This is a genomic window from Massilia sp. YIM B02443 (assembly GCF_030411955.1).
Classification (GTDB): Bacteria; Pseudomonadota; Gammaproteobacteria; order Burkholderiales; family Burkholderiaceae_D; genus Telluria.
Window position 1 is genome coordinate 23,076 of sequence record NZ_JASNRA010000025.1, and the last position, 26,133, is coordinate 49,208.

General features: G+C 67.2%; 28 protein-coding genes and 1 pseudogene. 22 read left to right on the forward strand and 7 right to left on the reverse strand.

The features are described 5' to 3' along the window. Window positions 1-112: 112 nt before the first annotated feature. Window positions 113-1,924: an ABC transporter ATP-binding protein/permease gene (locus tag QPK27_RS20780; RefSeq protein ID WP_290420086.1), complete on the forward strand. Its 1,812-nt coding sequence runs from the start codon at window positions 113-115 to the stop codon at window positions 1,922-1,924. A 19-nt stretch (window positions 1,925-1,943) separates the two neighbouring features. On the opposite strand, the gene purU is transcribed toward QPK27_RS20780, so the two are convergent. Further along, window positions 1,944-2,834 (reverse strand): formyltetrahydrofolate deformylase, encoded by an 891-nt coding sequence (gene purU, locus QPK27_RS20785; protein ID WP_290420087.1) that lies wholly within the window; start codon window positions 2,832-2,834, stop codon window positions 1,944-1,946. Between the two features lie 352 nt (window positions 2,835-3,186). On the opposite strand from purU, the gene QPK27_RS20790 reads away from it, so the two are divergent. The 4 genes from QPK27_RS20790 to QPK27_RS20805 all read left to right on the forward strand — a co-directional run bounded on the left by QPK27_RS20790 (window position 3,187) and on the right by QPK27_RS20805 (window position 5,415). Beyond that, entirely contained in the window at window positions 3,187-3,696 is a 510-nt protein-coding gene (locus tag QPK27_RS20790; RefSeq protein WP_290420088.1) for a hypothetical protein, read from the forward strand. A 165-nt stretch (window positions 3,697-3,861) separates the two neighbouring features. Next, complete coding sequence (locus tag QPK27_RS20795) at window positions 3,862-4,350, forward strand: GNAT family N-acetyltransferase (RefSeq protein WP_290420089.1); 489 nt, start codon at window positions 3,862-3,864, stop codon at window positions 4,348-4,350. 19 nt (window positions 4,351-4,369) lie between these two features. Further along, on the forward strand, window positions 4,370-4,666 hold the full coding sequence (locus QPK27_RS20800; RefSeq protein ID WP_290420090.1) for a putative quinol monooxygenase: 297 nt from the start codon (window positions 4,370-4,372) through the stop codon (window positions 4,664-4,666). A 140-nt stretch (window positions 4,667-4,806) separates the two neighbouring features. Further along, window positions 4,807-5,415: a PEP-CTERM sorting domain-containing protein gene (locus QPK27_RS20805; protein ID WP_290420091.1), complete on the forward strand. Its 609-nt coding sequence runs from the start codon at window positions 4,807-4,809 to the stop codon at window positions 5,413-5,415. A gap of 15 nt (window positions 5,416-5,430) precedes the next feature. Here the strand turns inward: QPK27_RS20805 and QPK27_RS20810 are convergent, their stop codons facing one another. From QPK27_RS20810 to QPK27_RS20820, 3 genes are all read right to left on the reverse strand, one after another. Then, a complete protein-coding gene (locus QPK27_RS20810; RefSeq protein WP_290420092.1) occupies window positions 5,431-6,258 on the reverse strand; it encodes an EAL domain-containing protein in 828 nt (275 codons plus the stop codon). A gap of 156 nt (window positions 6,259-6,414) precedes the next feature. Further along, the gene (locus QPK27_RS20815) at window positions 6,415-6,975 is read right to left on the reverse strand and encodes an ankyrin repeat domain-containing protein (RefSeq protein WP_290420093.1); all 561 of its coding nucleotides are present in this window, start codon (window positions 6,973-6,975) and stop codon (window positions 6,415-6,417) included. Between the two features lie 194 nt (window positions 6,976-7,169). Continuing rightward, window positions 7,170-8,387, reverse strand: coding sequence for an MFS transporter (locus QPK27_RS20820; protein ID WP_290420094.1), 1,218 nt, complete (start codon window positions 8,385-8,387; stop codon window positions 7,170-7,172). Window positions 8,388-8,493: 106 nt separating this feature from the next. On the opposite strand from QPK27_RS20820, the gene QPK27_RS20825 reads away from it, so the two are divergent. The 10 genes and pseudogenes from QPK27_RS20825 (at window position 8,494) to QPK27_RS20870 (ending at window position 18,104) form a co-directional block, all read left to right on the forward strand. Next, window positions 8,494-9,414 (forward strand): LysR family transcriptional regulator, encoded by a 921-nt coding sequence (locus QPK27_RS20825; protein WP_290420095.1) that lies wholly within the window; start codon window positions 8,494-8,496, stop codon window positions 9,412-9,414. Window positions 9,415-9,482: 68 nt separating this feature from the next. Beyond that, window positions 9,483-9,881, forward strand: a complete 399-nt coding sequence (locus QPK27_RS20830) for a Rap1a/Tai family immunity protein (RefSeq protein WP_290420096.1) — start codon at window positions 9,483-9,485, stop codon at window positions 9,879-9,881. Window positions 9,882-10,064: 183 nt separating this feature from the next. Next, entirely contained in the window at window positions 10,065-10,373 is a 309-nt protein-coding gene (locus QPK27_RS20835) for a c-type cytochrome (RefSeq protein ID WP_290420097.1), read from the forward strand. A 160-nt stretch (window positions 10,374-10,533) separates the two neighbouring features. Next, entirely contained in the window at window positions 10,534-11,265 is a 732-nt protein-coding gene (locus tag QPK27_RS20840) for a hypothetical protein (RefSeq protein ID WP_290420098.1), read from the forward strand. Window positions 11,266-11,629: 364 nt separating this feature from the next. Then, window positions 11,630-13,216: pseudogene (locus QPK27_RS20845) on the forward strand (flavin monoamine oxidase family protein). Further along, window positions 13,213-13,617 (forward strand): cytochrome c, encoded by a 405-nt coding sequence (locus tag QPK27_RS20850; protein WP_290420099.1) that lies wholly within the window; start codon window positions 13,213-13,215, stop codon window positions 13,615-13,617. The pseudogene QPK27_RS20845 and the gene QPK27_RS20850 overlap by 4 nt, the downstream one beginning before the upstream one ends. Before the next feature lie 45 nt (window positions 13,618-13,662). Beyond that, window positions 13,663-14,154, forward strand: a complete 492-nt coding sequence (locus QPK27_RS20855; RefSeq protein WP_290420100.1) for a RidA family protein — start codon at window positions 13,663-13,665, stop codon at window positions 14,152-14,154. A 78-nt stretch (window positions 14,155-14,232) separates the two neighbouring features. Beyond that, window positions 14,233-16,707: a TonB-dependent siderophore receptor gene (locus tag QPK27_RS20860; RefSeq protein ID WP_290420101.1), complete on the forward strand. Its 2,475-nt coding sequence runs from the start codon at window positions 14,233-14,235 to the stop codon at window positions 16,705-16,707. 245 nt (window positions 16,708-16,952) lie between these two features. Beyond that, entirely contained in the window at window positions 16,953-17,654 is a 702-nt protein-coding gene (locus tag QPK27_RS20865) for a pirin family protein (protein ID WP_290420102.1), read from the forward strand. A 66-nt stretch (window positions 17,655-17,720) separates the two neighbouring features. Further along, window positions 17,721-18,104, forward strand: coding sequence for an OsmC family protein (locus QPK27_RS20870; protein WP_290420103.1), 384 nt, complete (start codon window positions 17,721-17,723; stop codon window positions 18,102-18,104). A 3-nt stretch (window positions 18,105-18,107) separates the two neighbouring features. Here QPK27_RS20870 and QPK27_RS20875 read toward each other — a convergent pair whose 3' ends face one another. Beyond that, window positions 18,108-19,025, reverse strand: coding sequence for a LysR family transcriptional regulator (locus QPK27_RS20875; protein WP_290420104.1), 918 nt, complete (start codon window positions 19,023-19,025; stop codon window positions 18,108-18,110). Between the two features lie 183 nt (window positions 19,026-19,208). Between QPK27_RS20875 and QPK27_RS20880 the strand changes: the two genes are divergently transcribed. The 7 genes from QPK27_RS20880 (at window position 19,209) to QPK27_RS20910 (ending at window position 24,596) form a co-directional block, all read left to right on the forward strand. Then, window positions 19,209-19,481, forward strand: a complete 273-nt coding sequence (locus tag QPK27_RS20880; RefSeq protein ID WP_290420105.1) for a XapX domain-containing protein — start codon at window positions 19,209-19,211, stop codon at window positions 19,479-19,481. A 92-nt stretch (window positions 19,482-19,573) separates the two neighbouring features. Continuing rightward, window positions 19,574-20,260, forward strand: coding sequence for a hydrolase (locus QPK27_RS20885; protein ID WP_290420106.1), 687 nt, complete (start codon window positions 19,574-19,576; stop codon window positions 20,258-20,260). Window positions 20,261-20,405: 145 nt separating this feature from the next. Next, a complete protein-coding gene (locus tag QPK27_RS20890) occupies window positions 20,406-22,289 on the forward strand; it encodes an amidohydrolase (protein ID WP_290420107.1) in 1,884 nt (627 codons plus the stop codon). Between the two features lie 2 nt (window positions 22,290-22,291). Further along, complete coding sequence (locus QPK27_RS20895) at window positions 22,292-22,996, forward strand: YoaK family protein (protein ID WP_290420108.1); 705 nt, start codon at window positions 22,292-22,294, stop codon at window positions 22,994-22,996. 7 nt (window positions 22,997-23,003) lie between these two features. Beyond that, window positions 23,004-23,615 (forward strand): TMEM175 family protein, encoded by a 612-nt coding sequence (locus tag QPK27_RS20900; RefSeq protein WP_290420109.1) that lies wholly within the window; start codon window positions 23,004-23,006, stop codon window positions 23,613-23,615. Next, window positions 23,612-24,244: a response regulator transcription factor gene (locus QPK27_RS20905; RefSeq protein ID WP_290420110.1), complete on the forward strand. Its 633-nt coding sequence runs from the start codon at window positions 23,612-23,614 to the stop codon at window positions 24,242-24,244. The genes QPK27_RS20900 and QPK27_RS20905 overlap by 4 nt, the downstream gene beginning before the upstream one ends. Before the next feature lie 37 nt (window positions 24,245-24,281). Then, window positions 24,282-24,596 (forward strand): hypothetical protein, encoded by a 315-nt coding sequence (locus QPK27_RS20910; protein WP_290420111.1) that lies wholly within the window; start codon window positions 24,282-24,284, stop codon window positions 24,594-24,596. A 17-nt stretch (window positions 24,597-24,613) separates the two neighbouring features. Here the strand turns inward: QPK27_RS20910 and QPK27_RS20915 are convergent, their stop codons facing one another. Both QPK27_RS20915 and QPK27_RS20920 read right to left on the reverse strand, forming a co-directional pair. After that, window positions 24,614-25,132, reverse strand: a complete 519-nt coding sequence (locus QPK27_RS20915; RefSeq protein WP_290420112.1) for a DUF6622 family protein — start codon at window positions 25,130-25,132, stop codon at window positions 24,614-24,616. A gap of 131 nt (window positions 25,133-25,263) precedes the next feature. Then, on the reverse strand, window positions 25,264-25,974 hold the full coding sequence (locus tag QPK27_RS20920) for a YjjG family noncanonical pyrimidine nucleotidase (protein ID WP_290420113.1): 711 nt from the start codon (window positions 25,972-25,974) through the stop codon (window positions 25,264-25,266). Window positions 25,975-26,133 lie beyond the last annotated feature (159 nt).

Sequence of the window (26,133 nt, forward strand, 5' to 3'; positions counted from 1 at the left end):
CGCCGTAAAGACACAATTCGTTGATCCATCTTGCGCCTTCTCATCCGTTGGGCTGCAATGCGTGCCGGGTTTGCCGGTCCAATTGTGACGATCGACGAGAAGGTGGGCGGGCGTGAACCAGCAAGCATCCGGAGCGGAAGCAGGCATCGCCAGCGAACTGTGGCAGGTGCTGGCGCGCCATCGCCTGCGCATCGGCGCGGCACTGGTGCTGCTGCTGGCGGCCAAGTTGGCCACGGTGGCGGTGCCGCTGCTGCTCAAGCGCATCATCGACACCTTCCAGGGCGGCCCGGCGGGCGATTTTCCGCATACCTTGCCGCTGACCTTGCCGGTGCTATTGCTGGCCGGCTACGCCGTGCTGCGTTTTTCCAGCACCCTGTTCAATGAGTTGCGCGACCTGCTGTTCTCACGCGTGACGCTCGATGCCGTGTCCGGCTACGCCCAGCGCACCTTCGCTCACCTGCATGCATTGGGTCCCCACTTTCATGCCCGGCGCAGTCTGGGCAGCCTGCTGCCCGACATCGACCGCGGTACCAGCGGCATCGCCTTCCTGCTCGGGGTGGCGCTGTTCACCATCGTGCCGACCCTGGTCGAGATCGGGCTGGTGCTGGCCATCATGCTGCGCGCCTACGAGGCCGGCTTCGCGGCCATCATCCTGCTCACCTTCCTGGTGTATGCCGGCTTCACGCTGGTGTTCACGGCGCGGCGCGTGGTCTACCAGCGCCGCGTCAACAAGCTCGACTCCAACGCCAAGGGCCGCCTGGCCGACAGCCTGATCAACTACGACACGGTCAAGTACTTCACCAACGAAGCGCTCGAGGCGCAGCGCTTCGCCGCCATCATGGACGAATGGCGCGCCGCCGGCGCCGGTAACCAGCGTGCGCTGTTCGCCCTGCACGTGGGGCAGAGCGCGCTGATCGGGGTGGGGGTGGCGGCGATCATGCTGCTGGCGGGGCAGGCGGTGCTGCGGGGACGCATGAGCGTGGGCGACCTGGTGCTGATCAACGCCTATGCGCTGCAGGTCTGCCTGCCGCTCAATGCGCTCGGCTTCGTCTACCGCGAGGCGCGCGACGCCTGGGTCAATGCCGAACGCCTGTTCGCGCTGTTGCGCGAGCGTCCGGAAACGGTCGACCCGCCCGATGCGCCGCCGCTGCGCGCCGGGCCGGGCGAGGTGGTGTTCGAGCGGGTCGGGTTTGCCTACGAGGCCGGACGTCCGACCCTGGTCGACGTCGACCTGCGCATCGCGCCGGGCACGACGCTGGCGGTGGTCGGGCGCAGCGGCTCGGGCAAGTCGACCCTGGCGCGGCTGCTGCTGCGCTACTACGCGCCGGGCAGCGGGCGGATCCTGGTCGACGGCCAGGACATCGGCCGGGCCCAGGCCGGCAGCGTGCGGCGTGCGATCGGGGTGGTGCCGCAAGAAACGGCGCTGTTCAACGACAGCATCGGCAACAACATCGCCTATGGCCGCCCGGGCTGCTCGCGCGAAGAGGTCATCGCCGCCTGCCGCGCCGCGCACGTGCACGACATGATCGCGGCGCTGCCCGACGGCTACGACACCCAGGTGGGCGAGCGCGGCGCCAAGCTGTCGGGCGGCGAGCGCCAGCGCATCGCGATCGCGCGCACCATCCTCAAGGACCCTTGCATCCTGGTGTTCGACGAAGCGACTTCGGCGTTGGACGCGGTGTCCGAGCACGCCATCACCGAGGAGCTGAACCGGCTGGCGCGCGACCGCACCACGCTGGTGGTGGCGCACCGGCTGTCGACCATCGTGCACGCGCACCAGATCGTGGTGATGGACCGCGGGCAGATCCTGGAGCAGGGCAGTCACGCCGAACTGCTGGCGCGCGCGGGCGCCTATGCACGGCTGTGGTCGCTGCAGCAGCGGATCGAAAAAGAAAGCGCGCAGCAGCAGCAACCCCTGCGCTGACAACGCGCTGTCCGCTGTCTTATGGCCCGCGGAACACGATGGTCTTGTTCCCGTGCACGAACACGCGGCGCTCGATGTGGAACTTGACCGCCGCCGCCAGCGCCATGCATTCGTTGTCGCGTCCCACGCGCGTGAGCTGCTCGGGCCGGTAATTGTGATCCACGCGCGTGAGCACCTGCTCGATGATCGGGCCCTCGTCCAGGTCCGGCGTGGCGTAGTGGGCGGTGGCGCCGATCAGTTTGACGCCGCGGTCGAACGCCTGCTGGTAGGGCTTGGCGCCCTTGAAGCCCGGCAGGAAGGAGTGGTGGATATTGATGCACTTGCCGGCCAGACGACGCGCCAGCTCGTCCGACAGGATCTGCATGTAGCGCGCCAGGATCACCAGTTCCGAGCCGGTTTCCTCGAACACTTCCAGCAGCCGCGCTTCCTGCTGCGTCTTGTTGTCCTTGTTCACCGGCAGGAAGATGAAGCGTATCCCTTCGCGCTCGACCATGGGGCGCAGGTCGAGGTGGTTCGACACCACCGCCGTGATGGTCATATTCAGTTCGCCATTGCGACGGCGGTACAACAGGTCGTCCAGGCAGTGGTCGGTCTTCGAGACCATGATCACGGTGCGCACCGGCTCGCGCGGATCGTGGATCTTCCACTGCATTTCGAGGCGCGTCGCCACCAGCTCGCCGAACTGTTCGCGGATCGCCTCGATCGGCGGCGAGCCGTCCTGCTGGCGGAACACGGCGCGCATGTAGAACCAGGCGGTCGAGTCGTCGTCGAACTGCTCCAGCGCGCAGATATAGCAGTCGCGCTCGGCGAGAAAGCCGGCCACTGCGGCAACGATGCCGGTGCCGGCCGGGCAGCTGGCGTGGAGAATGTATTCGATGCGTCCGGCCGAAGCCGGCTCTAGGCTGCTCATGCGTTGTCCTGTCCTGTGTGCGATGTCGAAGAGTGGCTGCCCGTACCGTGCGAGCGCGCCATGGGTGGACGGGCGCCGCATTCGGCATGCGGGCGCCGCCCGGTCGGCGACGCTGGCAAGGCAAGATTGTCAGAAGGATCAGAATGGCGGATGGCTGCGCCGCCGTCAAGTGCGCACGAACACGTGCGCCGACCGCCAGGCTGCTCCCGGAGCCGATTTTGCTACCCGATTTTCATGGGATTCGCTGTGTCATTTTGTACACATTTTGAACGCATCCGTGCGCCAGAAAACGTTTCAAAAAGTTAAGCTTTAAATTCTTACAACCGATGTTTTCACATTTCACGGAGTCTACATGTTCAAGTCCACCCTGCGTCTCGCCTTCACCTCGGCACTGGTGTCCGCCGCCCTGTGCGCACCGGCCAGCGCGGCCAAGCCGGCCAAGCAGACCTACCAGGATCTCGAGATCAGCGGCGTGCTGCAGGAACTGGTCGGTCCGTCGCTGCGCTGCGCGTCGAAGTTCGGCGGCACCATCCTCGGCTACGGCTCCAGCCCGACCCTGGGCAAGGTCGGTTTCGTGGCCAACGACTGCATCACCCCGAGCGGCACCTCGTTCACCTTCAGCGACGGCATCTTCGTGGTCACCACGCTGACCGGCGAGCAGCTGTTCGCCAAGTACGGCGGCCAGTTCGTGCCGACCGGCGAAGGCAACAAGTTCGTGTTCAACGGCGCCACCTTCACCATCACCGGCGGCACCGGCCGCTACTTCAAGGCCACCGGCGGCGGCGACCTGACCGGCGGCGAAGACATGAGCAACGGCCAGGGCAACATCAAGCTCAAGGGCCGCATCCTGCTGAAGAAGTAAGCCACGACACGCCTGCGCAACGCCCGCGCGCGGCCTGCACGCGAGTGCGGGCAGGGCGGTTCGAACGGCCGGGCGCCAGCCAGGCCGGACGGCCCGTGCTACCATCGAACTTTTGCGCGTGCCGCCCGGCGCGCGCACGTTTCGATGCCCCACCGGATTCGCCCGATGCACCTCGCCGACCTGGACGCCGTGATGGCGGTCCAGGCCGCGTGTTATCCACCGTCGATGCAGGAACCGCGCGCCGTGGTCCGGGCGCGCCTGCTGGCTGCCGCCAGCAGCTGCGCCGTCGCTTTCGATGGCGACGGGGTGTGCGGCTACCTGTTCGCCTATCCGTCGCGGCTGGGCGCGGTCACCGATCTCGGCGCGCCGTTCGCGCCGCCGCCGCAACCCGATACCCTGTACCTGCACGACCTGTCTGTCGCGCCGCGCGCGCACGGCCGCGGACTGGCGCGCGCGCTGGTCGAGCACCTGCTGGCCACCGGCCGCGCGCAGGGCCTGCGCCACGCGGCGCTGGTCTCGGTGCAGGACAGCGAGCGTTTCTGGACCGGCTTCGGTTTCCGTCCGTCTCGCGCCGCCGGCGCCGACGCCGGCCTGGCCACCTATCCCGGCGCCGCCGTCTACATGGCGCGCGCCCTCCATCAACTGTCGCTTTAATCACTATCGAAGGAATGCCATGTCCCAGCAAGTCACCGTCATCGCCACCCTGCATGCCCGTCCCGGCCAGGAAGCCGCGCTCGAAGCGCGCATGCGCATCATGATCGAAGCCACCCGCAAGGAGGCCGGCTGCATCCGCTATGACATGCACCGCGCCGCCGACGACCCGGCCAGCCTGATCATGGTCGAGTACTGGACCAGCGCCGAGGCGCTGCAGCAGCATGACGACAGCAGCCACATGGCGGCGCTGGGCCGCGACTTGCCGGACCTGGTCGACCGGCCGGTCGAGGTGCGCAAGTTTTCCCAGGTCGCCTGACTGTCGAGAAATTTGACAGTAGTAAATACGCAGCATACCCGCCGGAAAAAATCCTGATTTAAATCAAGGAAGTAGCGTTATGGCTGAGTTCTGGCGCACTTCTTGCTCCTTTCTTTTACTGAGTTACCTGGAGGAGCAAGATGATGTTACGTATTACTTCGATGTTGTTCGCGGCCGCCCTGCTGGCCCAACCGGCGGAAGCCGGTGTAATGTATTCCTGGCACCAGACTGCCGCGTCCGATACCATGCCTCCAGGCATGAATCTGGAGTTGGTGTTCTCGGATCAGGCCGTCAAGCAGGGCAAGCTTAAGCTGGACATCTTCGCCAGCTGCGCCCAGGGTGGCAGTTGCTACGATGGGCAAGACAGCTTGCTGTCCCTGCGTTACTGGTTTGATCGCGATTACGGAGGCGCTTCTCCATCGCGTATCAATTACATTGATTATGGATACCGGAGCAGGCCGCAGTACTACAGCGACATGATTTCGCTCGATCTGACATTCTTGCCGGACGGGTTGCTGAGTGGCTCAATTTCCGCCAACGATTCCAACAGCGATTTCAGGATGGCCAGCACTGGTTCGATATTCACGGTGAACTGGGCCGCCAGCGATGAAGGCCCATGTACCTTTACGATTCCAGAGTGCAGCGGGGAAATGGGCCAGTTGCGCGCAGAGGTACCCGAGCCATCGAGCGCCGCCATCGCCGGCCTGGGCCTGCTGGCCGCCTGGTTCGGTCGCCGCCGCCGGCGCTGATCCATCCACCGACCTTCACGCGGCCTGCTCGATCCGTTCCCGGATCCAGGCCGCGCAATCGGCCGCCCGCAGCGGCTTCGAAAAGTAATACCCCTGGATCTGGTCGCACTCGGCGCGCCGCGGCGCCGCGACCTGGTCCGCCGTCTCCACGCCTTCCGCGATCACGGTCAGCCGCGACCGGTGCGCCATCGCGATCATCGCCTGCACGATGGCCAGCGATTCCGGGCTGTGCGCCATGTCGTCGATGAACGACCTGTCGATCTTGAGCTTGTCGACCGGCAGCCGGGTGAGGTAGGCGAAGCTCGCATGGCCGGTGCCGAAGTCGCCGATGCTGAGCGTGACGCCGCGCTCGCGCAGCTGGCGCATCACCACCACGCTACGCGCCGGACCGGCCATCGACAGGCTTTCGGTCAGCGACTGCGCCGCCATCGCCAGCTGGCGGTGATAGATCAGCTGCTCGACCATCCGCGCCAGGTCGCCCAGGCATTCCAGGCCGGCCTGGTCGAGCGTGCGCGGTTCGTGGTCGAGCACGATCGGATTGCCGGCGAAACGTCGGTCACGGGTGGCGTCCGGCACCACCATCGGTTCGTCGCTGAGAATCGCATGGCCGCAGAACGAGACGTCGCGCGCCGTACTGTGCGGCTCGAAGCCGCAGCGCGACTTGAACCATTGAACGTCCTTGCCGACCAGCGACACCAGAGCGATCGGTGCGCCGGTGACGCGGCTGGCCATGCGGGTAATGCGGTCGAACGCCTCCTCGGGTGCGCTGCCGGGCAGGCGGGTGGCATGGTGGAGGGCGGCGAGCCGCCGCACCTCGTCGGGCGGAATGCGTCGTGCTCCCATGCGTGACGGTCCAAGTCCACGAGCGAAAGCCCCGGGACGATCCCGGCCGTGCCGAGAGCCCGTGAGTGTCTGGCGGGCAGGAGTACTGCGCCAGATGTGGCTGCCGTTTGCAAACGGCGTAGCCCAGGCGTGCGCGGGGCCGGCCCGCGCCGTGCATCAGGCCAGCGATGCGAGCAGCGCCGCGGTGTCGTTCGCGCCCATGCGCCGCGCCGCATCCAGTGCACTGACGCCGTCGGCGTCGCGCGCCGCCGGGTCGGCGCCGCGCTCGACCAGCAGGCGCAGGATGTCGGTGCGGTTGAACATGGCCGCGAACATCAGCGCGGTCTTGCCGGAAGGGCCGGGGTGGTCCGGCCGCGCGCCCTGGTCGAGCAGCAGGGTGGCGACGCCGAGGTCGCCCTTGAAGGCGGCCCCGTGCAGCGGGCTCTGGCCGGCGTCGTTCATCAGTTCCGGATCGGCGCCGTGCTCGAGCAGCACGCGCACCGCGTCCAGGTGGCCGTGGTAGGCGGCCAGCATCAGCAGGCTGTCGCCGCGCTCGTTGCGCAGGTTGGGCGGCAGGCCCTGGGCCAGCAGGGCGTCCAGCGGCTCGGCGTCGCCGGCGCGGGCGTGCTGGAACACCTGGCGCACCCAGGCGAGGGTGGCTTCGTCGAGTTCGGCGGCTGCGGGCGCTGCGCCGGGGGCGTTGTTGGACGATTCGTTGGTCGATTCATTGGACTGCATGGTGACTCCGGTGATGTCGAGGTTCGCTGAGAGCATAGCAGGGCCTGCGCCAATGATACGTTCCGGCATCCGGCGAGTCTGATCGCCGTCCGACCTCGACTATAAAATGTAACTAACCCACGGAGTCTAGTGAACCACAAAATCTCGCCAGCAAGAAACGGGGTCGCGATTGACCCCATCGTGCTTCACAGGTGTTACGGCGCTTCGGCAATGCGGCGCGCTGCCGTATGCTCGGCCGCTTCCATCACCCACACCGGCAACGCCACCGCAGGCAGCAGCATGCCCGCGATCAGCGCGGCGTGCCAGCCGAGTTCTGCGTACAGCCACCCGCCCAACGCCGAACCGAAGGCGCCGCCGGCGAAGAACAGCGCGAAGTACAAGCCGTTCAGGCGGCTGCGCACCTCGGCGCCGAGCGTGAACAGCGCGCGCTGGCCGAGCACCAGGTTGGCGGCGACGGCGGCGTCGAGCACGATCGCGGCCACGGCCAGCAAGCCCAGCGCCGGCATCTTGGCCTGCGGCGCGAGCAGCGGCAGTGCAAAGCTCAGGCTGCCGAGCACGAGGGCGAAGAAAGTGGCGCCGAGCGTGCGGCCGGCGTCGGCCAGGCGTCCGGCAATCGGCGAGGCCACGGCGCCGGCCATGCCGACCAGGGCGAACACGGCGATGCCATTCTGGCTCAGCCCGAACTGCGGGCCGCCCAGCGCCTGCGGCACCACGGTCCAGAACAGGCTGAAGGCGCCGAACAGGCCGGCGTGGTACAGCGCGCGGCGGCGCAGCACAGTCGTCGTCGTGAACAGCGACCACAGCGATCCGATCAGCGCCAGGTAGCGCGGCGCCGGACCGGGCCGGCGCTGCGGCAGCTTGAAGTGCAGCAGCACGGCCAGCGCCAGCACCAGCGCCGCGGCGATGCCGAACACGGCGTGGTAGCCGCCGGCGCCCGCCAGCACGCTGGCCACCGGGCGCGCCAGCATGATCCCGAGCAGCAGCCCGCTGACCACCTTGCCGACCGTCTGCCCGCGCGTCGCTTCCGGCGCCAGGTGGGCGGCGAAGGGCACCAGCACCTGCGCCACCACGGCGCCCAGGCCGATGGCAAGCGCAGCCAGCAGGAATTGCCAGGCTTGACTGGCGGTGGCCGCCAGCAGCAGGGCGGCGGCGGTGGCCAGCAGGCCGCCCACGATCAGGCGCCGGTTCTCGAGCAGGTCGCCCAGCGGCACGATGAACAGCAGGCCGAGGGTGTAGCCGATCTGGGTCAGCGTCACCACCAGCCCGGCGGCGGCGGGCGGGATGCCGAGCGCGGCGCTGATGTTGGCGACCAGCGGCTGGGCGTAATACAGGTTGGCGACGATGATGCCGGCGGCTGCGGCGAGCAGCGCCGTCATGCCGGGTGTGATGGTGGGGTGTGCTGAGGCTTGCATGGCGCGATCCTTTCTTGGCTTGATGGTTGAGTCCATTCTAGGAAGAGTTCAGCAAAAGATAATTAGTGCATAATCCGCTCATACAATTCACATCATATGAACAATCATGGACAAAGTACGGGCGATGCAGACCTTTGTGCGGATCGTCGAGGCCAACAGTTTCTCAAAGGCGGCCGAGTCGCTCAATCTCCCGCGCGCGTCGCTGACCGCCACCATGCAGACGCTGGAGCGCCATCTGGGCGCCCAGCTCCTGAAGCGCACCACGCGCCGCCTGTCGCTCACGCCCGAGGGCGAGCGCTATTACCAGCAGTGCGGCGAGATCCTGGCCGCGATCGACGCCGCCGAAGCCGAGTTCCTCGGTGAGGAGGGCCGGCGCCTGAACGGCAGCCTGCGCATCGACCTGCCGGGCGCGCTTGGGCGCAGCGTGGTGTTGCCGCGCATCGCCGAGTTCCGTGAGCGTCACCCCGAGCTGCAACTGACGATCAGCCAGAGCGACCGCCTGGTCGACCTCACCGCCGAAGGCATCGACTGCGCGCTGCGCGTCGGCACGCTGCAGGATTCGGCGCTGGTGGCGCGCCGCATCGGCCTGATGCGCTTCACGATCGCCGCCGCCCCAGGCTACCTGCAGCGGCGCGGCGTGCCGGCCTCGATGGACGAGTTGCCGCAGCACGAGGCCGTGGTCCACTTTTCCGGCCGCACCGGCCGCGCCTTCGACTGGGAAGTCGAGCATGACGGCACGCTCGGGAAAGTGCCGATGCAGGGCGGCGTCGCCGTCAACGACGCCGAGGCCAACCTGCTGTGCGCGCTGCAGGGACTCGGCCTGGCGCAACTGGGGCGCTACCAGGCCCGCGCCCACGTGGCAGCGGGCACACTGGTCGAGGTGCTGCCCGGCGTGACGCCGACCCCGATGCCGGTGTCGCTCCTGTATCCGCGCGGCCGCATGTCCAGTCCGCGCCTGCAAGCCTTCGCCGCCTGGCTGGCCGCCATCTTCGACGACGATCCCGACTTGCGCCTGGCGCACGATTGAGTTTCCTCAGGCGGGGCCAGCAGTACGGTCGGCACCATGGGGAGGCCGACCGCCGCCCAGGAGTCTCCATGCCGCATCCCGTCCGCTCGCTAGTCCGACTGTTCGCCTGTCTCGGGGCCTGCATGGCGTCCGGCGCGGCGCCCGCGTCCATCCCTTATGTCTATCCATTCAACAGCATGAGCGGCCAGGAGGTGATCGAGCGCCGCCTCAAGCAGCCTAAGTCGCAGCTCGACTACATCAACCGCGAAAAGGTCGAGGCCTACCTGAACGGCATCAAGGACGGCGCCCACGGCACTGCATGGTGCCTGACCCGGCCGGTGCTGCCGCAGGAACTGAACCTGGCCGTGGTGCAGCGCCTGAAGGAAAGCCGCAAGCCGGCCGAGCTGAAAGGCAATGCGGCGCCGCTGGTGCTGGCAGAGTTGCGCCGCCGCTTCCCATGCGAGAAACCGCGCAAGGCCAGGCGTTGATTGCGTGGGCAGCCGGACGGCCGCACAGCGTATTGACAATGGCGCCCATCACGCAGCGTGATTACCAAACGCTCTGCGATAACTGCCGCAAGTGATGTCGATTCCGCTATCATGCCGGACGCGAGCGGGCGGAGGCTGTCTGCCGGCCCGCCTTCACGCATCACAGCCCATACAGGAGTACACATGAAGAAGCACCTGATCCTGGCTGCGACGTTCGCCGTCGCCGCTGTCCCGGCCGCCCACGCCAGCCCGGAACTGGCCAAGGCCAAGGCCTGCATGGCTTGCCACGCGGTCGGCAACAAGCTGGTCGGTCCGGCCTACAAGGACGTCGCCGCCAAGTATGCGAAAGACGGCGGCGCCGAGGCCAAGCTGGCCCTGAAGATCCAGAAGGGCAGCAGCGGCACCTGGGGCCCGATCCCGATGCCGGCCAATCCGCAAGTGAGCGACGCCGAGGCCAAGGCCCTGGCCAAATGGGTCCTGTCCCAGAAATGATGTCCGGCGGCGCAATGCGCCGCTTCTCATTTTCGGACCGGGATTATCGTTTTATTGATAATCCTTTCTCGAAATGCCCGCCGCCCGTTTTATATCCGATTCGATCCGCTGGCTTATTCCTTGCATATTCCGGTTTATCTGATTATGTCGGGAACTGCGGATGTTATTGAATAACGATGTCATCGAATATGCGGGCACGCCGAATCGTGTGATCCGGATTCTCTGGATCGACCAGCAACGTGATCTCGCTTATACCTTTGAACTGGGCTGCGCCACTGCCTGGCCGCGACCGGTCGCCCTGGCTTCGCTGGCCGCCGATCTGCAGGCACGCCGTGCGCGGCTGCTGCTGACCGACCCGTATCGGGCACGGCCCCGGCAAGACCCACCCGAGCATCACCGCCAACTCCAGGCCAGGGCCTGGGACGCGGTGCGCGCCCTGCACGAACAGCGGCCGGACGTCTACCTGCGCGTCGCACGTGCAAAGGCGGTTGCCGGATATGCCTCCGAGCACGGCATGTCGCGCGCCAACCTGATGCGCTACCTGCGCCGCTACTGGGAGCGCGGCCAGACCCCGGACGCGCTGCTGCCCGACTACGCCAACTCCGGTGCGCCCGGCAAGGCCCGCGAAGCGAGCGGCGGCGTCAAGCGCGGCCGCCCGAGCAAGCGCGCCGTTGCCGGCCCAAACGTCGACGCCGCCATGCGCGCCATTTTCCAGGCAGCCGTCGCGCGCCACGCCGCCACTCACGCGGAGTTCTCGCGGCGCGCCGCCTACCGCAGCCTGCTCGCCGAACACTTCGCCGGCGCCAACCCCGGCGCCATTCCCAGCTACGGCCAGTTCATCTACTGGCTTGCGCGGGACAGCCACCGGACGGTGCAAAAGCCGGTGCGCTAACCCAATCAAGTGCGTATTGGCTCCACTGCAGTGCAGCACCAAATTGGGCGTCACGCCATCAATCCACCGCGCGTCGTTTAGCGGCGCCAATTCATCAAAATGCGCCTGTAAATATAGTGCGCTTCCGATAAAAAATAGTTCTCAAATTCGCCGCCTGACACTTCTGTAAATATTCTGGGCGGCGATAAAGCCGGCACGACTATATTTTCTCGCCGCCCGAAGTTGGCGCCATATCTTGTCGATCCCTTCTTAACGACTTTATTTTCACAATATTCACTGTGAATTTATCTGACCCGAATTGGCACAGGTATTGCTGAAAGGCCATTAATTCTTGGTTTTTCAGTGTTGACTTGTGGAGGTGTGGATGAACCGTTCGACAGCGTCGCTCTCGCGGCGCGACTTTCTCTACCGGGCCGCGGCGGTTGGCGGTTCGGCCTTGTTGTTGAACACGATGAACGCCTGGGGCATGGGCATCGCCTCCAAGGTGACTGCGCCCCCTGCATTGAGCGGCAGCGGCAAGGGCAGGAAGGTCGTGATCCTCGGCGCCGGCGTCGCCGGCCTGAGCGCGGCCTTCGAGCTGCGCAAACTCGGCTACGAGGTGCAGGTGCTGGAAGCGCGCTCCTTCGCCGGCGGGCGCTGCCAGACCGCGCGCAAGGGCTTCAGCCTGCAGGAACTGGGCGGCGAAGCCCAGCACTGCCGCTTCGACGAGGGCCACTACATCAACCATGGCCCGTGGCGCATCCCGCTCGACCACCAGTCGACGCTGTACTACACGCGCCTGTTCGACGTGCCGCTGGAGGTGATCGTCAATGAGAACGACCACGCCTTCGTCTACCTCGAAGACGGCGGCCCGCTGTCGAAGCAGCGCCTCCGTGGCGCCCAGATCAAGGCCGACATGCGCGGCCATGTGGCCGAGCTGCTGGCCAAGACCGTGCAGGGGCGCCAGCTCGATGCGCGCCTCTCCGCGGACGACCAGATGCTGCTGCTCGACTACCTGACGCGCGAGGGCGCACTGGAACGCGGCGATCTGGCCTACAAGGGCCGCAACGGCCGCGGCTACGCGGTCAACCCGGGCGCCGGCCTGGCGCCGGGCGCCGGCACGCCGTCCGACCCGCTCGCGTTCCACGACCTGCTGGCGGCCAAGGTCGGCAAGGTGTACAGCGCGGTGCAGGACTTCCCGATGCACGCCACCATGTTCCAGCCGGTGGGCGGCATGGACGCGATCCCGCGCGCGTTTGCCAAACGGCTCGGCAACGCGATCCGCTACAACGCCGAGGTGCAGCGCATCCGCCAGAATGGGGACAAGGTCACGGTCGACGTGCGCGACGCCGCCAGTGGCAAGCGCTCGAGCGTGTAGGCCGATTACTGCCTGTGCACCGTGCCGCTGTCGGTGCTGCGCATGATCGACACCGATTTCTCCGATGGCATGAAGGCCGCGATCAAGGCGGTGCCGTACGCCCCGGTGGGCAAGATCGGCCTGCAGATGAAGCGCCGCTTCTGGGAAGAAGAAGACCACATCTACGGCGGCCACGTGCTGACCGACCTGAAAGGCATCAACACGATCTCGCTGCCGTCGAGCGGCTGGCAGCAGCAGAAGGGCGTGCTGCTCGGCTACTACAACTACTCGCTCGACGCGATCGAGGTCAGCGCATTGACCCCGCAGGAGCGCGTCGAGTTCGCGCTGGACGCCGGCGAAAAGATCTTCCCGGGCTACCGCAGCCATTACGAAAGCGCGTTCTCGGTGGCCTGGCACCGCGTCAAGTACAGCCTGGGCGGCTGGGCCGAATGGAACGAGGCGTCGCGCCAGGACGCCTATCCGAAGCTGCTCGAAGGAGAAGGGCGCGTGCTGCTGGCCGGCGAGCACCTGAGCTATCTGACCGGGTGGCAGGCCGGCGCCATCGAGTCGAGCTGGCAGCAGGTCGAACGCCTGCACCGGAGGGCCAGCGCATGAACCACCGACTTTATCTGCTGACAGGCGCGCTGGTGTTCCTCTGCCAGGCCGGCGCGCTGGCCCAGCCCAAAGCCGACGGCAAGACCCTGTTCGCCAGGAACTGCGCCGCCTGCCATCAGGCCGACGGCCGCGGCATCCCCGGCGCCTTCCCGGCGCTGGTGGCCAGCCCGGTCGTTACCGGCGCCCCGCTAGAAGCGGCCGAAGTGCTGCTCAAGGGCCGCGGTGGCATGCCGGCGTTCAGCGGCAGCCTCGATGACGCCGAGATCGCCGAGGTGCTCACCTATGCGCGCGCCAGCTGGGGCAATCGCGCGGCGCCGGTTTCCGGCGCCGAGGTCGAGGCCCGGCGCACGGCGCTGGGCGTGGCGCCGCCGACCCGCAGCCGCTTCGGCAACAAGCATTGATCCATGCATGTTTCGTTTCATCCATCAGCCATGAAAGAGCACCACATGACATTTCAAGCTTCCCGCCTCGCTGCCTTGCTGCTGTTCGCGTCCGGCGCCGCCGGCGCCCAGGACATCGTGCGCCACAAGATCCCGAACTCGGATTTCCCGATCGCGCAGGCGGTCACGCTGCCGCCCAATGCCACCATCCACTTCATCAGCGGCCAGGTGCCGCCGGCGGTGAACAAGGCGGTCGACCAGAACTCCATCGCGGCCTTCGGCGACACCAGGACCCAGACCGCCAACGTGCTCCTGAAGATCAAGGAGATCCTGGCCGGCATGGGGCTGGGCATGGGCGACGTGGTCAAGATGCAGGTGTTCCTGGTGGGCGACCCGAATAAGAACGGCCGCGCCGACGTGGCCGGATTCATGGAGGGCTACACCCAGTTCTTCGGCGGCGCCCAGCCGAACCTGCCGGCGCGCGCGGTGGTGCAGGTGGCGGCCCTGAGCAATCCCGGCTGGCTGGTCGAGATCGAAGTGGTGGCAGCGAAAAAATAAGCCGCAACCCGAAACAACGCTAACAACAACGGGCTGGCCAAGCGCCGCCCGCGACAACGTCCATACCAAGGGGGAACCATGTACAAGGCCATACTTCACACCGGCGTCGCCGGCCTGCTGACCTGCATAGTCGCCAGCGCCAGTGCCTACGCCGACGACAAGCCGGCGAACGCCGTCGAAACCACCGGCGACGCGCCGGCCGCATCCGGCGTCGCCAACAGCGGCGTGGTGATCGTCACCGGCACCCGCGCCGCCGGCCTTACCGTGCAGGACAGCGCCTCGCCGGTGCAGGTGCTGGACGCCGCCTCGCTGGCGCGCACCGGCCAGCCGGACCTGATCCAGGCGCTGTCGCAGAACCTGCCGTCGCTCAACGCCCAGGCCTTCGGCGGCGACATGGCGGCCATGACGCTGGCCGCGCGCCTGCGTGGCCTGAGTCCGAACAACACGCTGGTGCTGGTCAACGGCAAGCGCCGCCACGGCACTGCCAACCTGGCGGTGCTGGCCGGCGCCTTCCAGGGCGGCGCCGCGGCCGACCTGAATTACATTCCGGTGGCCGCGATCGACCACGTCGAGGTGCTGCAGGACGGCGCCGCCGCCCAATACGGCACCGACGCCATCGCCGGCGTGGTCAACATCATCCTCAAGTCGGGCAACCGCGGCGGCAGCGCCAACGTCAACGGCGGCGGCTACAAGGATGGCGGCGGCTCCACCGGCGACGGCATGGCCAACATCGGCATCGCGCCGTTCACGGACGCCTTCCTCAACCTGTCGGTCGAGACCAAGTACCACGGTTTTTCCGAGCGCGGCGGCATCGACCCGCGCGTGATCGATCCGGCCACCATTGCCCAGATGCCGGCCCTGGTGACGGCGCCGGGCTATCCCTACGTGAACAAGATCCAGGGCGACGCCCAGTACCGCCAGCACATCTTTGCCGCCAACTTCGGCGCCGACCTGACCCCCGAAAACCAGCTGTACAGCTTCGGCACCTACGGCAAGAAAGAGGCGCGCGCCTTCGAGAACTACCGCATGCCGAACCGCCTGCCGCAGATCTACCCGCTCGGCTTCAGCCCGCAGGAGACCTTCGACGAAGAAGACTATGCGCTCACGCTCGGCGTCAAGGGCAAGGTCTTCGGCGCCTGGAACTGGGACCTGTCGAGCACCTACGGCAAGGACGTGGCCAAGCTCGGGGTGGCCAACTCGGCCAACATCTCGCTGTACACCGACACCGGTTCCACCCCGCTCGAGTTCGCGGCCGGAGAATTCCATGCCAGCCAGTGGACCAACAACCTCGATATCAGCCGCGAGTTCGAGGTCGGCGCGGCCACGCCCCTGACGCTGGCCCTGGGCCTGGAGCACCGGCGCGACACCTACGCCATCGTGGCCGGCGACGCCGCCTCGCGCTACAAGGAAGGCGCGCAATCGTATCCCGGCTTTTCGCTGACCGACGCCGGCAGCCATAGCCGCAACAACAAGGCCGCCTACGTCAACGTCGCCGTGCAGCCGGTGCAGGGCTGGACCGCCGACATCGCCGGCCGCTTCGAAGACTTCAGCGACTTCGGCAACGCCAGGGTCGGCAAGCTCACCAGCCGCTACGACTTTTCGCCGGCCGTGGCGCTGCGCGCGACCTACAGCAACGGCTTCCGGGCGCCGACGCTGGCCGAATCCTACTACTCGGCCACCAACGTCTCGCCGCGCAGCGCCTTCGTGCAACTGGCGCCGAACTCGCCTGGCGCGCGCCTGGTCGGCATCGACGGCCTGAAACCCGAGGCCTCGACCAACGTCAGCGCCGGCCTGGTGCTCAACCCGAGCGCCAACCTGGCGATCACGCTGGACGCCTACCAGATCGGCATCCGCGACCGCATTGTCGGCAGCGGCTCGCTGTACGGCTCCGGCGGCGCGATCAACTCTCCGGCGGTGACGGCGGCGATCCTCGCCAACGGCAACGTGCTCGACCCGACCGTGGTGCAGACCGGCATCAACATCTTCACCAACGCCGTCAATACCCGCAGCCGCGGCCTGGAAGCGGTGGCCACCCTGTCGAGCAACTACGGCGCCAACGGCCGCGTCGACTGGTCGGCGGCGGCCAACTACAACCGGGTCAAGGTGGTCAAGATCAACCAGGCCCCGCTCCAGCTGCAGCCGCAGACGCTGCTCGACGAGACCGCGATCTCGCACCTGGAGACGGCCTCGCCGCGCGTGCGCGTCAACCTGGGCGCGCTGTGGAAGGTGGGCGCGTGGACGGTCAACCTGCGCGAGAACTACTTCGGCAAGTCGTCGGACCAGCAATCGACCGACGGCGCGGTGTTCTATAAGACCGAGATCAAGCCGACCTTGCTGACCGACCTCGAACTGAGCTACCAGGTCAACAAGTCGCTGACGCTGTCGCTGGGCGCGAACAACCTGTTCAACGAGTACCCGGACCAGGTGAATGCGCAGTTGCTGGCCGAGCAGCGGGCCAACCTCGACAACACGGCGGTGACGATCTATCCGTCGTTCTCGCCGTTCGGCATCAATGGCGGTTATTACTATGCGCGCGTGGGACTGAAGTTCTGATCCTGAACGTGCTGTGCCAAGCGCGGCGCTGGCCTGTCGGGCCGGCGCCGCGTTGTCGTTTGGCCGCTTGCATCCAATGTTCGAATTTCTCGATGATAGGCCAATAAATTATCCGTTTTTCAATCTCGTACGGCGCGAGCATAATGATTCCATCGCATCGAACACGGCGCAGCAGGCAGGAGCAACAGCGCAATATCCTGAGCGTCGAACGGTTCGATGGTCCCAACCACGACAAGGAACTCATCATGTTGAACGTACGTAAAAGCAATGAACGCGGCGGCGCAAGCTTTGGCTGGCTGAACTCGAAACACACCTTCTCGTTCGGCCACTACCACGATCCGAAGCACATGGGTTTCGGTCCTCTGCGCGTGATCAACGAAGACCACGTGGCGCCGGGCCGCGGTTTCGAGCCGCATGGTCACCGCGACATGGAGATCATCTCCTACGTGCTGGCCGGCGCGCTGGAGCACAAGGACAGCATGGGCAACGGTTCGGTGCTGCGCTACGGCGACGTGCAGCGCATGAGCGCCGGCATCGGCGTGACGCACAGCGAGTTCAACCATTCGAAGACCGAAGAGGTGCACTTCCTGCAGATCTGGATCGAGCCGAACCGCCGCGGCGAGCCGGGCGGCTACGAAGAAAAACACTTCGACACCGCATCGAAAACCGGCAAGCTGCGCCTGATCGCCTCGAGCGACGGCCGCGAAGGTTCGGTCTCGATGCGCCAGGATGCGTCGATCTACGCCTCGATCCTGAATGGCGACGATGCCCTGCGCCATCCCTTGGCCGCCGGCCGCCAAGCCTACGTGCACGTGATCCGCGGCCGGGTCTCGGTCAACGGCGTGGCGCTGAACGGCGGCGACGCGCTGAAGGTGACCCAGGAAGATGCGGTCACGCTGGCCCAGGCCGAAGCGGCCGAAGTGCTGGTGTTCGACCTGCCGCAGTAAAGACGGTACGCCGCCCCGCCCGGGGCGGCGGGGCCACCCTTCAACCTCCATCTCGAGGAGCATGTCATGCAAGTCACAGCCCAACGCGGCGCCGGCCCGCTGCAAACCGCGATCCGGATCGGCAAGCACCAGGTGCTGTCCGACGCTCCCGAAGCGCTCGGCGGCGAGAACAGCGGCCCGGAACCGCACGACCTGCTGGCCGCCGCCCTGGCCGCGTGCACGGCGCTGACCGTGACCATGTATGCCAAGCGCAAGGGGCTGGCGCTGATTGATGTGCGGGTGCGCATCGGGCACGGCCAGATCGACGGCGCCTATGAACTGCAGCGCCACATCGAATTTGTCGGCGCATTGAGTGCGGACGACAAGGCGCGCCTGCTCGATATCGCCAACAAGTGCCCGGTCCACAAGACGCTGAGCGGCACGATCCGGATCCAGACCGACGCCGTCTAGGCGTCAGGCACAGGGATCGGCCAGCATGCGCCCGAACGGCGAGTTGCCGCGCATGCGCTCGATCCACCAGCGCAGCGCGGCGCCGTCTTCGCCGCTGCGCCAGGCCAGGTAGAAGGTTTCGTCGGCCTTCGGCTCGACCACCTGTTTTTCGACCAGCAGCCCGCGCTCGATGGCGGGCCGGGCCCAGGCCTCGGGCAGGAAGCCGAAGCCGAGGCCGCGCACCTGGAATTCGTACTTGGTGCTCATGTCCGGCACCGCCAGCGTGTCCTGCCCGAACAGCAGGCCGACCGTGCGCCGGCCGAGCACCCGGGCTGAGTCCGACACCGAGACGGCGCGGTGCGGCAGCAGGTCGCTCTTGTCGAGCGGGTGCGTGGCCGCGGCCAGCGGGTGATGCGGGGCGACCGCGAACACGAAGGCGCTGGCGCCGATCGGCTCCGCAGTAAAACCGCCGCCGGACGGACCTTCGCCGGCGGCGCCGACCAGCAGATCGACGCGGCGCTCGAGCAGGGCGTCCCAGGTGCCCGACAGCGACTCGCGCACGATGCGCAACCGGGTCTGGTCGGCCACGTTATAAAAGGCTTCGATGTCGGGCTGCAGTCCGGCAGCGGAGAGCAGCGAATCCATGCAGAGGGCAATCTCCGTTTCCCAGCCCGAGGCGACGCGCCGCACCCGCGACTCGAGGTCGCTGGCTGCGCGCAGCAGGTAGCGGCCTTCCTTGAGCAGTTCCTGGCCGGCGGCGGTGAGCACGACCCTGGGGCCGAAGCGGTCGAACAGGCGCACGCCCAGGTCTTCTTCCAGTTTGGAGACCGTGTACGAAATGGTCGACGGCACCCGGAACAGTTCCTTGGCGGCGCCGGCGAACGAGCCCTTGCGGGCGATGGTGTCGATGATCTGGAGGGCGTCGAGACTGAGTTTGAGCAATTGCTTTCCCTATAGGCTGGATGCGCCATGGTAGCCGTTTTGTTGAGCTGCCTCCAGTCGCGGCCCTGTAGATGCCTTTTTTGCATGGTTGACGGCACAGCAATCTGATTCTATCGCGCCGCCGGCGGTCAAACGATACTTCAACCGCTGGCGCCATCCCCGGCGCCGGGCAAGGAGAACGATATGTACCTGATTTCACTCGGCGCCGGCGTACTGGCCGGCGTGCTGTACGGCCTGCTCAACGTGCGCTCGCCGGCGCCGCCGGCGATTGCCCTGATCGGCCTGCTGGGCATGCTGATCGGCGAGCAGATCGTGCCAATGGCCAAGCGCGTGATCGAAGGCGAGCCGCTCACCATCAGCTGGTTCGCCAGCGAGTGCAAGCCGAAGATTACCGGCGTCCAGGCGCGCGACGTCGCCGCCGGCGAACAGGCCGACGGTTCCAGCCGCCAGGGCTGAGCGCAACCGGCAAGACGCAACCCCCGATACCTGACCAACCCGGGCGGCCGCGAGCAGCGGCGCCTTCAACCACAAGCAAAAAGGAGAACACCATGAGCAATCCAAAACTCGAAGTCCTGACCCCGCATAACTCGCAGCTGATCATCATCGACCACCAGCCGCAGATGGCCTTCGGCGTGCAGTCGATCGACCGTCAGACCCTCAAGAACAACGTGGTCGGCCTGGCCAAGGCAGCCAGGGTGTTCGGCATCCCGACCACCATCACCACCGTCGAGACCCAGTCGTTCTCTGGCAACACCTATCCCGAGCTGCTCGACGTGTTCCCGGGCCAGCAGATCCTGGAACGCACCTCCATGAATTCCTGGGACGACCAGAAGGTGCGCGACGCGCTGGCCGCCAACGGCCGCAAGAAGGTGATCGTGGCCGGCCTGTGGACCGAAGTCTGCAACACCACCTTCGCCCTGTGCGCCATGTTAGAGGGCGAGTACGAGATCTACATGGTGTCCGACGCGTCGGGCGGCACCACCAGGGAAGCGCACGACATGGCCATGCTGCGCATGGTGCAGGCCGGTTCGGTGCCGGTGACCTGGCAGCAGGTGCTGCTGGAGTGGCAGCGCGACTGGGCCAACCGCGACACCTACGACGCGGTGATGAAGATCGTCACCGAGCACTCGGGCGCCTATGGCATGGGCGTGGACTACGCCTACACCATGGTGCACAAGGCGCCGGCGCGCGCCGCCGGTGCGCACGAAGTGCTGGACCCGGTGCCGGCGCGCTGATCGCGCCGTCCTGATTCGGCCGGCCGGCAGGCGCTGTACGGCGCGCCGTGCCGGCCATGTTTCAACACGCCGGGCGTGCTGCGTCCGGCGGTGGCTGCCGCATATCGACGCCATCGGCGGCCACCGGCAACCATCGGAGACCAGCATGCCGACCACATCCCCAGCTTCGGCGCCATCCCCGGCGCTGATCCTCATCAATGGCCGCTTCCACACGGTCGACCGCGAACAGCCGCAGGCCAGCGCCGTGGCGATTCGCGACGGCCGCTTCGTCGCCGTGGGCGACCTCGAACACGTGATGCGCCAGCGCAGCGAAGGCAGCCAGGTGATCGACCTGAATGGCCGCACCGCGATCCCGGGCCTGAACGACTCGCACCTGCACCTGATCCGCGGTGGCCTCAACTACAACCTCGAACTGCGCTGGGAAGGCGTGCCGTCGCTCGCCGACGCCCTGCGCATGCTGAAGGAACAGGCGCTGCGCACCCCGAACCCGCAATGGGTGCGCGTGGTGGGCGGCTGGACCGAGTTCCAGTTCGCCGAAAAACGCTTGCCGACGCTGGACGAGATCAACGCTGCCGCACCCGACACGCCGGTGTTCATCCTGCACCTGTACGACCGCGCGCTGCTCAACCGCGCGGCGCTGCGCGCCGTCGGCTATACCAAGGACACTCCGAACCCGCCGGGCGGCGAGATCGTGCGCGACGCCGCCGGCAACCCGACCGGCATGCTGATCGCGCGCCCCAATGCGATGATCCTGTACGCCACGCTGGCCGAGGGCCCGACGCTGCCGCGCGCGCTGCAGGTCAACTCGACCCGCCAGTTCATGCGCGAACTGAACCGCCTGGGCCTGACCAGCGCCATCGACGCCGGCGGCGGCTTCCAGAACTATCCCGAGGATTACGCCGTCATCGAAGAACTCGAGGCGGCCGGCCAGCTGACCATCCGCATCGCCTACAACCTGTTCACGCAGAACAAGGGCGCCGAGCTGGAAGACTTCCAGCGCTGGACCGGCATGGTCAAGCCGGGGCAGGGCAGCGATTATTACCGCCACAACGGCGCCGGCGAGATGCTGGTGTTCTCGGCCGCCGACTTCGAAGACTTCCTGGAGCCGCGCCCGGACCTGGCGCCCGGCATGGAGGACGAGCTGGAGCGCGTGGTGCGCCACCTGGTCGCCAACCGCTGGCCGTTCCGCCTGCACGCCACCTACGACGAGTCGATTTCGCGCATGCTGGACGTGTTCGAGAAGGTCAACCGCGACATCCCGTTCGACGGCCTGCACTGGATGTTCGACCACTGCGAGACCATCACCCAGCGCAATATCGACCGGGTGCAGGCGCTGGGCGGCGGCATCGCGATCCAGCACCGCATGGCGTTCCAGGGCGAATACTTCGTCGAACGCTATGGCGCCGAAGCGGCGCGCGCCACGCCGCCGGTGAAACGCATGCTGGAAACCGGCGTGCCGGTCGGCGCCGGCACCGACGCCACCCGCGTGGCCAGCTACAATCCGTGGATGGCCCTGTACTGGCTGGTGACCGGACGCACCGTGGGCGGCCTGCCGCTGTACGGCAGCGCCGGCCACCTGCCGCGCGAGACCGCCCTCGAACTCTGGACGGCCGGCAGCGCCTGGTTCTCGAACGAGCAGGACAAGAAAGGCCGCATCCGCGAAGGCATGCTGGCCGACCTGGCGGTGCTGTCCAGCGACTTTTTCAGCATCGACGCCGAGGACATCAAGGCCATCGAATCGGTGCTGACCGTGGTCGGCGGCAAGGTGGTGTACGGCGCCGCCGAGTTCACCCCGCTCGGACCGGCGCCGATTCCGGTGCTGCCGGAATGGTCGCCGGTGCAGAAGGTGCCGGGCCACTGGCGCAAGAGCGCACCGGCGGCGCAGCCGGCGGCGGCGCTCGCGCACCAGTGCTCGGGTCCGTGCGGCGTGCACGCCCACGGCCATGACCGGGCACGGCGCTCGAACATGCCGGTGTCGGACCACAGCGGCTTCTGGGGCGCGCTGGGTTGCAGCTGCTTTGCGTTCTGATCATGGCAGCTTATCAATCGCAACGGCTGCAGGGCGCCGGCATGGGCTTCCTGGCCGGCTACGTCGACACGCTCGGCTTCATCGCCCTGTTCGGCCTGTTCACCGCCCACGTCACCGGCAACTTCGTGCTGCTGGGCGCCTCGCTGGCCGACCCGCAGCAGATCCCGTCGCTGCTCAAGATCCTGGCCTTCCCGGCCTTTATCCTCGGGATCGCCGCGGCGCGCCTGCTGGTGGTGGCGTGCGAACGGCGCGCCGCATCCGCCCACAAACCGTCCTACCTGCTGCAGCTGGTGCTGCTGACCGGCTTCATGGTGTGCGGCATGCTGGCCGAACCGGTGCCGAAGCAAATGGGCGCACTGGCGATGGCGGCCGGGCTGCTCGGCGCGGCGGCCATGGGCGCGCACAGCGCGGCCAGCAAGCTGCTGCTGTCGAACCTGGCGCCGACCTCGATGATGACCGGGAACGTCACCCAGCTCGTGATCGACGGCGTCGACTGGCTGCGCGGGGCCGGCGACCAGGCCACCACGGCGCGCTGCGGCAAGTTCTTCTGGCCGGTGTTCGGCTTCGCGCTGGGCTGCGCCGGCGCCGCCTTCGGGTTCCTCGCATTCGGCTTCGTCGCGCTGCTGGCGCCGATCGCGATCCTGTGCCTGCACCTGTGGCTGCCGGCCGCGGGAGGCGAGGCAAAAGCGGCATCGGCGCCGGCATGAACAAAGCATGAACAAAACCAGGCTCGAAGCCTTCAGCGACGGCGTGATCGCGATCATCATCACGATCATGGTGCTCGAGCTGCGTCCGCCCGAGTCGGGCACGCTGCGCGACATGGCGGCCGTGGTGCCGTCCTGGCTGCGCTATGCGCTCAGCTTTGTCTATGTCGGCATCTACTGGGTCAATCACCACGCGATGCTGGAACGGGTGCGCACCGTGGACTGGGCTGCATTGTGGGCCAACCTGCACCTGCTGTTCTGGATGTCGCTGATCCCCTTCGTCACAGCCTGGGCCGGCGAGCATCCGATGGACTCGGCGCCGGTGGCGCTGTATGGCGTGGTGTTGCTGATGTGCTCGATCTCGTTCATGCTGCTGTCCTGGCGCCTGGGCACGCTCGGCGGGGTCGATCATGCGCACTCCTGGCAGAACGGGAAGATCCGGCTGTCGGTGGGCTTGTATGCGGCGGCGATCGCGCTGGCGTTGTGGTACGCGCCGGCCGGTTCGGCGCTGCACGTGGTACTGGCGGCCTTGTGGCTGATGCCGCAGACCCAGGCCGACCTTGCAGTGCGGCCGGCTGCGACGCGGGCGCCGCGTAATGACGAACAAGAGGAGACCGAGTGAACATCAAGCAGCTGCCGATCGAAGTCCTGGTGGCCGACGACCATCCCCTGATGCGCGAGGGGATCGCGGCGGTGGTCAACAGCCAGTCCGACATGCGGGTGGTGGGCGAGGCCGGCGACGGCCTGGAAGCGCTGGCGCAATACCGCGCGCTGCGCCCGCACGTGACGCTGCTCGACCTGCAGATGCCGAACCTGAACGGCACCGAGGCGGTGCAGGCGATCCGCGCCGAATTCCCGACCGCCTGTTTGGCGATCCTGACCACCTACAGCGGCGACGCCCGCGTGACCCAGGCGATCAAGGCCGGCGCCCAGGGCTACCTGCTGAAAAGCGCGCTGCGGCGCGAACTGACCGAGGCGATCCGCACGCTGGCCGCCGGCCACCGCTATTTTCCACCGCAGGTGGCGGCCGAACTGGCCAATCACCTGGGCCAGGAATCGCTCACCGCGCGCGAGCTGCAGGTGCTGGGCCTGATCGCGCGCGGCAAGGCGAACAAGCAGATCGGCGGCGAGCTCGGGCTGTCGGAAGACACCGTGAAAGGCCACCTGCGCAGCATCATGGACAAGCTTGGCGCCAGCAATCGCACGCACGCGGTCACGATCGGGATCGAGCGCGGGTTTATCGAGTTGTAGGGGCGGCGTCCTGGCCGCGCTCCGCTAGAATGGGCGCATGCCGAAAAAGTCACCGATCTTCCCCGGGCCGCGCACCGCGCGCGGCGCCGTCCTCGCCGTCCTGCTCTCGAATGCCGAGCAGGCTGGCGCCGAACCACTGCGCGGCCGCGTCACCCTGGCCGCCATCGTGCGCGCGCTGAAGCGCAAATACCACTGGCCGATCGAGACCAGCAGTTTTCCGTCGAATGCCGTTGACGGCCGCGCCACCTGGGCCACGGTCTACAGCCTGCCTGAAGACGTGATTGCGGCCGCGCTGGATGGGCGTGGCCGCGACTGGTTGCAGAGCGCTGGTGGTGGCGCGCCCGACGTATAGCGTCGTCGCGACCGGAATCAGGCGGCGAGGCGTGCGCTGCTGGCCGGCTGGCCAACCATGCGGCAGTCGGCCAGGTCGCGCACCATGCGGCCGAGCAGGAGGCCGTTGAATGCCCCGGATACGGCGCACACGGCGACGATCGCCTGCATGGCGCCCGCCAGTTGCGGGTGCAGCGCGAGCATCACCGCCGACGCATACTTGGTGCAGAACACCGCCAACATGAGCGCCAGCGGCGCGGTGCTGCCGCCGACCCGCACCCGTCCCGGTGTCGCGGAAGGAGCGACGCGCGCACGGGCATGGCGCGCCATCAGCACGGCAGTGACCATGCAGCCCGCCGTCCACGCGCCCAGCGACAGCATGCCGAACCCGAATTTGTTCGAGATATCGTTCAGCGACAGCGCCAGCATCGCCAGCGGCAGGATGAGCAGGCGGCGCACGGCCATTTCGCGCTCGCGCATGGCGAGCACGCCGAGCACGATCATGGCTGAGAGGATGGCCCAGACGTAGGCAGGGGTGTGGGCGAGGATCTGCAGCATGGTCGGCTCCCGGAGGACGGTGGTGGTTGAGGTGCCTCCACTATGCCGTCATCACGGCAGCGACGGGATCCGTTGCGACGAAGCCGCGATTCGACGGCGCCAACCGTGGTTTGGCCGCGCCGAACCCGGGCTCAGGCCGCGACCAGCCCCTGCAGCGCCGGAATCACTTCCTGCAGGCTGGCCGCTTCGCAGTCAGGCACCGCGTGCGAGTTGTTCTCCGCCCGGCCCGGATTGAACCAGCAGCTCTCGATGCCGAAGCGGTTGGCGCCGAGGATGTCGGCGTCCAGGCGGTCGCCCACGATCACCGTTTCGTCGCGCACGAAACGCTGCGCCATGCCGGTCGCATACTCGAAGAAGCGCACGTCGGGCTTGGCGAAGCCGCAGGCTTCGGAGGTGGCGACGAACGACACGCACCGGTCCAGCCCCGAACTGGCGATGCGCCGGCTCTGGATCTGGTGCACGCCGTTGGTGACGATGCCGACCTCGCCGCGTGCGGCCAGCGCCGCGCACAGCTCGACGGCGCCGTCGATCAGCACCACGGTGTCGGCCAGGGCGTCGAGGTACAGCGCGCTCGCCGCCTGCGGGTCGCGCTCGATGCCGTGCTGCTCGAACGCCTTGCGAAAGCGCTCCACCTTCAGGAAATCCTTGGTCACGGTGCCCAGCTCGAACGCCTTCCACAGGGCCAGGTTGATGGTCTGGTAGTCGGCGAACAGGGCGTCGGGATTGAGCGCGGCGCCATCGAGGCCGAGCGCTTCGATGGTGCGCGTGAACGAGAGCCGTTCGGAGGCGCGGAAATCAAGCAGGGTGTCGTCGAGGTCGAACAGGAAGAGGCGGTGTTTCATGCGAACGGTGGCTGCAAGGGCAAACTGATCAAGGCCCATGTTAGCACGAGCCCGCCAGCCAATGCCTCAACCCACACTTTCGTGGGGGTGGAGGCCGCCCTGATCCGGTCTGGGCGGGGCGCGTCCCGCGCTGCACCATCGTGGCCTGAACGATCCCGT